An 8,586-nucleotide genomic window follows, 5' to 3' on the forward strand; every position below is an offset into this window, starting at 1 on the left:
CCTTATATCCTGGTCCGGTGACCGAACCGATGCCCGTCGCGCACGGCGTGGCCCTGGCCCGCGACCCGGACGACGCGGTGCGCGAGGCCCTGTCGACCGACCCGTCCGCTCCCGCCGAGGCGTTGGCGCTGCTGGCCGACGACCCGAGCCCGGGGATCCGCGCGAACCTGCTGACCAACCCGGCCGTGCCCGCCGACCTGCGGTACCAGGTGCACGCCTCGCTGTCGGCGGAGGCCGCCGCCGGTGACCGCGAGGCCGAGAACGCCCTGGCGTGGGTCCGCTACGACCGCTCCGGCCGCACCGCCTGCGACGTGCCGGAATGACCGATCCCGACGCCACGGGCCCGCGCCCGACCGGACCGGCCGGAACCGGACCGGGCTCGACCGGTCGCTGTCCGTGCGGGCTGGGCGAGCCGTACGAGACGTGCTGCGGCCCGTTCCACCGGGGTCGCCGCAAGGCCCCCACCGCCGAGGCCCTCATGCGCTCCCGCTACAGCGCGTTCGCGTTGGGCGACGAGGACTACCTGCTGGCCACCTGGCACCCGAGCACCCGCCCGGCCTCGCTGGACCTCGACCCGGACCAGCGCTGGACCCAGCTGGAGATCCTCTCGCGCACCGGCGGCACCCCGTTCCAGACGACGGGCACGGTGGAGTTCCGCGCCCACTACCGCTGGCAGGGGCAGCGGGACGTGCTGCACGAGACCAGCCACTTCGTCCGCGAGGACGGCGCCTGGCTCTACGTCTCCCCGACCTGAGCGTTCAACTCGCCCGACCCGAACGCAGGACACGCGCGACGTGAACGTAGGACTCTCGCGAGAGTCCTACGTCCAGAGCGCGAGAGTCCTACGTCCAGGAGCGGTGAGTTGAACGCTCGCGTTCAGCGCGGGGCGTTCTGGGAGCCGCGGACGCCGGTCGCCGAGCCGTGCGGCAGGGTGCAGGCGGCACCGGTGTTGAACGGGCCCGGCGAGGTGTCCAGACCGCTCCGGCGCGGCGTGCCCTCGTAGCCCGCCACGCACGGTCGGGGTTCGAAGAACGTCAGGGCCAGCCCGAACTGCGCCTGACCGGACGCCAGGGTCGACGCGCCCACCGACACCGCGTCCGGCACGCTCACCAGCACCTCCTCCAGCGAACCCTGCCGCGTGACCAGCACGTCCGCGGTGGTGAGGAGGTTGGCCAGCACGATCCCGAGGTTCGGCCCCGACTCCCGCAGCAGCGCGCTCACCTCCGCCGACGCACCCGGCACGGCCCCGATCAGCCGCCGCAGGTCGCCGTCCGCCTCACGCAGCCGCCCGGCCACCAGCAGGGCGCTGTCCGCGAACGAGTTGATCGCCGCCGAGTGGTCCAGCTGCGTCTGGAGCACCTCGACGGAGTCGTTCAGCAGGCGCGTGGTCTGCGGCAGGTGCGCCCCGGCCGTCGCGATGAACTCCGAGGTCGCGTCCAGCAGCACCTGCAGGTCCGGACCGGTGCCCCGCAACGCCTCGTCCAGCTCGTCCACGACGGTGCGCAACGAGTCCACCGGCACCGACCGCGCCAGGTCGTCCAGGCTGGTCAGCACCTGCTCCACCGGCAGCGGCAGCGTGGTCCGCGACCGCGGCACCACCGAACCGTCACCCAGGAACGGCCCGTCGGCGCCACGCGGCCGGAGGTCGACGTACTGCTCGCCCACCGCCGAGCGGTTGGCGACCACGGCGTCCAGGTCGGCCGGGATCGGCGGTGCGCCCGCACCGATGCGCAGCTCCACGACGACCTGCCCGTCACCCAGCAGGATCGGCCCGACCCGCCCCACCGGCACGCCCCGGTACGTCACCTCGCCGCCGGTGAACAGGCCGCCGGTGCGGGCCAGCTCCAGCCTCACCACGTACCCGTCGTCCACCACCACGAGCCCGGCGTACTTCGCGCCCACGTAGGTGACGCCGAGCAGCGCGATGACCACGAACAGCGCGATCTGCGCCCTGATCCGCCGGGTGATCATCAGCGCCCTCCGGGCTTCAGGGTCAGGTAGGTGTTGAGGTAGTCGCCCTTGATGCCGTCGAGCACGGCGTCGGTGAACGGGAACGTCAGCAGCAGCTCCAACGACTGCGGCAGGTTCTGCCCGGACTCCGCGAGCCGGCGCAACGTCGGCTCCAACGCCCGCAGGTCGGCCAGCAGGTCGTCACGGCTGCGGTTCACCGTGTCCACCGCGACGTCGGACAGCCCGCGCAGCGCGTCGAGCAGCCCGACCAGCTGCCCGCGCTGCTCGTGCAGCACCTTCAGCCCGGGTTCGAGCCCGTCCAGCACCTCCCCGATGTCGTCCTTGCGCGCCTCCAAGGACGCCGCGAGCTTGTCCAGCCCTTCCAGCGCACGGGTGATCTCCCCCTTGTGCTCGTCCATCGCGCCGACGAAGGAGTCCACAGTGGACAGCAGCGACCGCACCGCGGCCTCGTTGCCGGACAGCGCCGCGCTCAGCTCCCGCGAGATGTCCCGGACCTGCGCGATCCCGCCGCCGTTGAGCAGCATGGACAGCGCGCCGAACACCTCCTCCACCTCGGGGTTGCGGTCGGTGCGCGCCACCGGGACCACCGCGCCGTCCACCAGCGGCGACGCGGACCGCTGGTCCGGCGCGACCAGCTCCACGTACTTCTCCCCCAGCAGGCTCGACTGCCGCAGCCGCGCGAGGACGTTCGCCGGCAGCAGCACGTCTCCGCGGACCGCCACCCGCACCAGCGCCGTCGACCCGTCCTCGGACAAGGCGATGTCCTCGACGTTGCCCACGGCCACGTCGTCGACCTTCACCCCGGCGTGCGGCACGAGGTCGAGCACGTCGTCGAACTCGACGGTCACCCGGTACGGCCGGTCACCGAGGTCCGCGCCGCCGGGCAGCGGCAGGTCGTACGCGCTGGGCAGGGCCGAGCACCCGGTCAGCGCCAGCACGAGCCCGAACGCCACGAGCCGCCTCACCGCGGACCTCCCTGCTCTTGCACCGGGCTCGGCACTTCCACCTGGCCTGGCACTTGCGCCTGACCCGGCACGCTCAGCAGGTCCGTCACGAACTCGTTGAGGTTGGCCCGCGCGTTCAGCGTGCCGGTGGCGGGGTCGTAGGCGTTCACCACGTTGTGCAGCGCGACGGGAGCCACCTCCAGCATCTCGGTCAACGACTCCTGTTGCGCCACCAGCGTTCCGGTCAACGCGGCGAGGTCGTCCACACTGGACCGGATCCGCTCGCGGTTGTCGTGCACGAACCCGCGCACCTGCTCCAACGCGGTCGCCAGCTCACCCAGCGCCGCGCCCAGGTCGTCCCGCTCGGCGGCGAAGAACCCGGACACGTCGGCCAACTGGTCGGCCAGCCGGCCCACCTGCTCGTCGTTCGCGGCGAGCACCGAGGTGAACGACTGGAGGTGGTCCACGGTGGAGAACAGGTCCTCGCGCGACCCGGCCAACGTCCGCGCCGCGTCCGCGAGCTGCCGGATCGAGTCGTTCAGCGCGGTGCCGGTCCCGTCGAGGTTCGCCGCACCGGTGCGCAGCAGGTCGGACAACGCGCCCTCGCGGTTGGCCCCGTTCGGGCCGAGCGCGGTCAGCAGCGCGTCCAGGCTGGAGTACAGCTCGTCCAGCTCGACCGTGCCGGCCGTGCGGACGCTGGTGATCACCGCCCCGGACGCGATCTTGTCCCCGCCCGTGTACACCGGGGTGAGCTGCACGTACCGGTCCGCGACGATGTTCGGCGACACGACGACCGCACGGGCGTCCGCGGGCACGTCCACCCCCCGGTCCAGCTCCAGGTCCACCCGCACCGACCCGCCTTCCGGCAGCACGCCGAGCACCCGGCCGACCTTCACCCCGAGCACCCGCACGTCCGAGCCCTCGTACACGCCGACGGCGGCGGTGAAGTAGGCCGCGACGCGCGTCGTCCCCGGTCGCAGGAAGAGCCACCACACCGCGGCGGTGGCGACGAGCACCAGCACGAACACCTGTGCCAGCACGACGACCAGGCGACGGCGGCCCCGCGTGCGGACGAACATCAGCGGCCTCCCGTCGGGCAGTCGCGCCGCGCGCCGGGGTCCACCACGAGCCCGCACAGGTAGGTGTCCACCCACTGCCCGTTGCCCAGCGAGTTGTTCAGCACCCGGTAGTACGGCCCGGCCAGCGCGAGGCCGCGGTCGAGCGCCTCCTGGTTGTTCCGCAGCACGTCGGTGACGCGTTCGAGCTGCTCCAACGCGGGCCGCAGCTGCTCGGTGTTGTCCGCGACCAGGCCGGAGAGCTGGCGGGACAGCTCCCGCGTGCCGTCCAGGAGGGCGGCGATCGCGTCACGCCGGTGCCCGATCTCCTCCAGCAGCAGGTTGCCGTCGGTGATGAGCGCGGCGAAGTCCTCGTTCCGGTCCGCCAGCGCCCCGCTGACCTTGTTCGCCCCCGCGATCAACGACGCGAGCTGCTCGTCGCGCGAGGAGATGGTCTTCGACAGCGACGACAGCCCCTCCAACGCCTGCTTCACGTGCTGCGGCGAGTCGCGGAAGGTGTCCGACAGCACCTCGAAGCTCTGCGCGAGCTGCTCGGTGTCGATGGCGCCCACCGTCGTCGACAGGTCGCTGAACGCCTCGACCACGTCGTACGGCGAGGTGGTGCGCTCCACCGGGATGGTGTCGTGCAGCGGCTCGCGCCCCTCCGAGTCCAGGGCCAGGTACTTCTGCCCGAGCAGGGTCTTGATCCGGATCTCGGCCCGGCTGCGGTCGCCCAGCTCCACGCCGCTGACCCGGAACGTGACCAGCACCTTGCCCTCGTGCAGCTCGACGTCGGTCACGGCGCCCACCTTCAGGCCGGAGACGCGGACCTCGTCGTCCACGTGCAGGCCGGCCGCCTCGGTGAACTCGGCGCTGTGCCGGGTGCCGCCGCCGAAGAACGGCAGGTCCTCCAGGAAGAAGGTGAGCAGGGCGGCGACCGCGATGACCAGGAGGCCGACGGCTCCCAGCAGCACCGGTCTGCGCGTCATCGGTGACACCTCGATTCGGTGACGGGGATGCCCACCGGTGGTCCACCGGGCGCGGGGGGCGCCTGCGAGGAGGCGAAGCAGAGGTAGAAGTTCAGCCAGGAGCCGTAGGACGCGGTGCGGCCGATGGCCTCGAACTTCACCGGCAGGTTGCGGATGAAAGGCTCCAGCTCGGCCGCGTTGCCGAGGTTGCCCGCGAGCAGGCCGAGCGCGGCGATGTCGTCCTTGAGCGGTTGGCGGCCCTGCTCCAGCAACGACGCCGTGCTGTCGCTCAACGCCGCCAGGCCGGTGATGGCGTTGCCGATCGGCTCGCGGTCGGCGGCGAACCCGGACACCAGCTGCCGCATCGAGGTGAGCAGCGAGCCGAACCGGTCGTCCCGGGAGTTGACCGTCTCCAGCACCGCGTCCAGGTTCTCCACGACCTTGCCGATCACGTCGTCCTTGGCGGCCAGCGCGGTGGTCAGCGACGCGGTGTGCGCGAGCAGGCTCTCCACCGTGCCGCCCTCGCCCTGCAACACCTGGACGATCTCGTAGGACAGCTTGTTCACGTCCTCCGGGTCCAGCGCCTGGAACAGCGGCTTGAAACCGTTGAACAACGTGGTGAGGTCGAGCGCGGGCGTGGTCCGCTCGACCGGGATGAGGCCGCCGGGCGCGAGGGCCTCGGTGACCCGACCGGCGGGCTGCTCCAGCGCGAGGTACCGCTGGCCGACCAGGTTGCGGTACTTGATGGTGGCGGTGACGTCGGCGGACAGCGACCGGCCGTCCGCGACCGAGAACCCGACGTCGACCAGCTCGTCGTCCACCAGCTCCAGCGATTCGACCTGGCCGACCTTGACCCCGGACATCCGCACGTCGTCGCCCTCGGCCAACGCCGTGACGTCGGTGAACCGGGCCTCGTAGGCGGCGGACGACCCGATCCGGCTGCCGCCGATGGTGGCCGCCAGGAACGCGGTGGCGGCGACCGTGACGACGACGAACACCAGGAACTTGGTCAGCGGCGCGGCGACGCCCCTCATCGTGCCCCCATCAGCAGGCCGGCCCACCCGGGCACCTGGTCCGGGGCGACAGCGGCGGCCGGACCCGCGGGGCAGTGCGGCGCCCCACCCCTTCGGTTCACCGGGTCGTCCCGGCCCGGCACGTACTCCTCGCCCGGCGGCACGACGGTGATCTGCGCGTGCACGCCCGGTTCGTCGGTGCCCTTGCCGAGCACCTGGTCCACCCGTGGGCGGAGTGCGTTGATCGCGCTCAGCACGCACGGGAACTCGGGCGAGTAGGTGGCCACCAGCTCCACCGTCGGCCGGGCCCGGTCCGACAGGGCGACGGCCGTCTCGCCGTTGGCGCGCAGGAAGCCGGTCAGGTCGGCGGAGGCGGTGGTGAGGCTGGAGTAGAGGGAGTCGAGGTTCGCGCGCTGCTCCGCGATCGTGCGGCTGACGGAGGTCGCGTCCTTCAGCGCGCTCACCAGGTCGGGACCGGCGTCGGCGTACACGGCGGTGACGTCCGCGAACTTCGTGATGTCCTCCTTGAGCACCGGCAGCTGGGGGTTCAGCTCGCGCAGGTACGCGTCGAGCTGCACCATCGCCTGCCCCAACGTCGCACCGCGCCCGTCCAGGGCCCGCGCGGTCGACGTCAGCGCGGACGCGAGCTTGTCCGGCCGCACGGCCTGCAACGTGGGCAGCAGGTCCCCCAGCACCCGTTCCAGCTCGACCGCGCCGGACGTGCGGTCCTGCTCGATCACGGCTCCGTCGTCGAGTGCGCCGGCCGGGTCGTCGGGGAGTTCGAGGCTGACGAACCGCTCACCGAACAGCGTCTTGGGCAGCAGCCGGGCGGACACGTTGGCCGGGATGCGGTCGACCTGGTCCGGGCGCAGCGCCAGTTCCACCTCGGCGCCGTCACCGCGCGAGCGGATCGCCCGCACCTCCCCGACCAGCACGCCGAGCAGCTTCACGTCCGACTCGGTCTGGAGCTGGTTGCCGACGTGGTCGGTGCGCAGCAGCACCGTGACGCGGGGCGTGAACGCCTTCCGGTACGCCGCGACGGACAAACCGCACAGCGCGACCAGGACAGCGATCGACAGCAGTCCCAGCAGGCGTCTGCGCAATACCACGGTTATTCTCCCGGAACGTGTCGTGAGAATAGACTGGAAATAACGTTACCGACCGGTACGGTACTAACCGCCCCCCGGCCGCCACAAGCCGAAAAATTGCGGTCCTCCATCTTGTCAGGGAGGTGACAAAAATTGCCGCCCGGAACACTCACGCACGGACAAGAACCTGCCCCACTGGCACCCCGCCGGCCACGCGGCTGCCAACGCCCGCACCGTTCACGAATCGGGGGTGCAGGCTCGTCCCGGCCGGAGCACCGCGTTCGGCCGCCCGACCGCGTCGGAACGGCCCAACCGCGGCTGTTCGCGCTCGGATGGCCCGGCCGGCAGACGGTCACGTGTCGCGGGTGGCGGACAGTCCGACCCGGTGGTGCGCTCCCCCACCCGGGTGGGGCTCGGCCGCGGGCGACGTCCACCCGCCCTCCGGCCTCCGGAGCGGGTGGGGGCCGGACCGTCCGCGCCGCCGCCGGGAAACGCAACCGAGAAGGTGCCGCGCCGCGGAGCGCGGTGACAACCTTTGTCACCACACGCACAACAACAGTGGAGAGTTTGTCACCCGAGTGCGCGGCGGTTGACAACTTTTCATGATCAAAAATACAGTGTTCGGTATCACACCTAGCCGTTTGGTGGTGGGCGAACAGGATGAACAGAACCGGAGAACTCCGAGCCTCTGAGTTACCGCCCGTCGGGAACACGGACCTGTGGGAGCGACTGCCCGCCGACCTCGCGCCCAAGTTCCGGGCCAGGGCGGGCGACGTGGCCGTGGACATGGTCCGGGAAATCCAGGACCAGATCGACGAGTATTCGCAGAAGCTGGAGGGGATGTTCGGCCAAGTGGTGGTCGAGGGGGTGGAACAGGCGATCCACCAGTTCATCGACCGGATGGTCGACCCGACCGCCGAGCGCGAGGACCGGGCCAAGCTGTTCCGCCTGCTGGGCAAGCTGGAGGTCAGCGCCGGCCGCAGCCTCGACCTGCTCCAGACCGCCTACCGGATCGGCGCGCGGGTGGCGTGGCGGCGGATCTCCGAGTTCGGCCAGACCGAACGCGTGCCGCTGGCCACCATGTGCCTGATCGCCGAGGCGATCTTCGCCTACATCGACGAGCTGTCGCTGCGGTCGATGGAGGGCTACGCCGAGGCGCAGGCCCGGCACGCGGGCGCCCTGCAACGGCGGCGCAAGCGGTTGCTGGAACTGCTGCTCGGTGAGCCGGGCTACCACCCGAGCGCGCTGGCGGAGCTGGCCGAGGCCGCGCGCTGGCCGTTGCCGGAGAAGGTGCTGGTGGTGGCGCTGGAGCGGCGGACCGACCAGCACCAGCTGCCGATACCGGCCCTGCACGAGGACATCCTGATGGACCTGGAGGGCAGCGAGCCGTGCCTGCTGCTCACCGACCCGGAACGGCAGCTGCCGGCGCTGGAGCAGAAGCTCGGCGGGTGGCGCGCGGCCGTCGGCCCGGTCGTGCCGCCGGCCTCGGCGCGGCAGTCGCTGCGGTGGGCGCGGCGCACGATCGTCCTGATGCAGTCGGGGGTGAT

8 protein-coding genes and 1 pseudogene are annotated in these 8,586 nt (G+C 71.7%); 3 read left to right on the forward strand and 6 right to left on the reverse strand.

Annotation, left to right across the window (positions count from 1 at the left end; all coding sequences use genetic code 11):
- The first annotated feature begins 17 nt into the window (after positions 1-17).
- Together AB0G02_RS14955 and AB0G02_RS14960 are read left to right on the forward strand one after the other, a co-directional pair.
- A complete protein-coding gene (locus AB0G02_RS14955) occupies positions 18-323 on the forward strand; it encodes a hypothetical protein (RefSeq protein WP_360793949.1) in 306 nt (101 codons plus the stop codon).
- Complete coding sequence (locus AB0G02_RS14960; protein ID WP_360793951.1) at positions 320-754, forward strand: YchJ family protein; 435 nt, start codon at positions 320-322, stop codon at positions 752-754. The genes AB0G02_RS14955 and AB0G02_RS14960 overlap by 4 nt, the downstream gene beginning before the upstream one ends.
- A gap of 122 nt (positions 755-876) precedes the next feature.
- On the opposite strand, the gene AB0G02_RS14965 is transcribed toward AB0G02_RS14960, so the two are convergent.
- The 6 genes from AB0G02_RS14965 to AB0G02_RS14990 are packed head-to-tail and all read right to left on the reverse strand — an operon-like array spanning position 877 to position 7,060.
- Positions 877-1,971: an MlaD family protein gene (locus AB0G02_RS14965; protein WP_360793953.1), complete on the reverse strand. Its 1,095-nt coding sequence runs from the start codon at positions 1,969-1,971 to the stop codon at positions 877-879.
- Positions 1,971-2,936: an MCE family protein gene (locus AB0G02_RS14970; protein WP_360793955.1), complete on the reverse strand. Its 966-nt coding sequence runs from the start codon at positions 2,934-2,936 to the stop codon at positions 1,971-1,973. The genes AB0G02_RS14965 and AB0G02_RS14970 overlap by 1 nt, the downstream gene beginning before the upstream one ends.
- Positions 2,933-3,994, reverse strand: coding sequence for an MCE family protein (locus tag AB0G02_RS14975; protein ID WP_360793957.1), 1,062 nt, complete (start codon positions 3,992-3,994; stop codon positions 2,933-2,935). The genes AB0G02_RS14970 and AB0G02_RS14975 overlap by 4 nt, the downstream gene beginning before the upstream one ends.
- A complete protein-coding gene (locus tag AB0G02_RS14980; protein ID WP_360793959.1) occupies positions 3,994-4,959 on the reverse strand; it encodes an MCE family protein in 966 nt (321 codons plus the stop codon). The genes AB0G02_RS14975 and AB0G02_RS14980 overlap by 1 nt, the downstream gene beginning before the upstream one ends.
- A complete protein-coding gene (locus AB0G02_RS14985; protein ID WP_360793961.1) occupies positions 4,956-5,972 on the reverse strand; it encodes an MCE family protein in 1,017 nt (338 codons plus the stop codon). Before AB0G02_RS14985 ends, AB0G02_RS14980 begins: the two co-directional genes overlap by 4 nt.
- Positions 5,969-7,060 carry an MCE family protein gene (locus AB0G02_RS14990; RefSeq protein WP_360793963.1) on the reverse strand — a complete coding sequence of 364 codons (1,092 nt, stop codon included), beginning with the start codon at positions 7,058-7,060 and terminating at the stop codon, positions 5,969-5,971. The genes AB0G02_RS14985 and AB0G02_RS14990 overlap by 4 nt, the downstream gene beginning before the upstream one ends.
- Before the next feature lie 639 nt (positions 7,061-7,699).
- Between AB0G02_RS14990 and AB0G02_RS14995 the strand changes: the two are divergent.
- Positions 7,700-8,586: pseudogene (locus AB0G02_RS14995) on the forward strand (PucR family transcriptional regulator); the annotation flags it as partial.

Source organism: Actinosynnema sp. NPDC023658 (genome assembly GCF_040639995.1).
Taxonomy (GTDB): domain Bacteria; phylum Actinomycetota; class Actinomycetes; order Mycobacteriales; family Pseudonocardiaceae; genus Actinosynnema.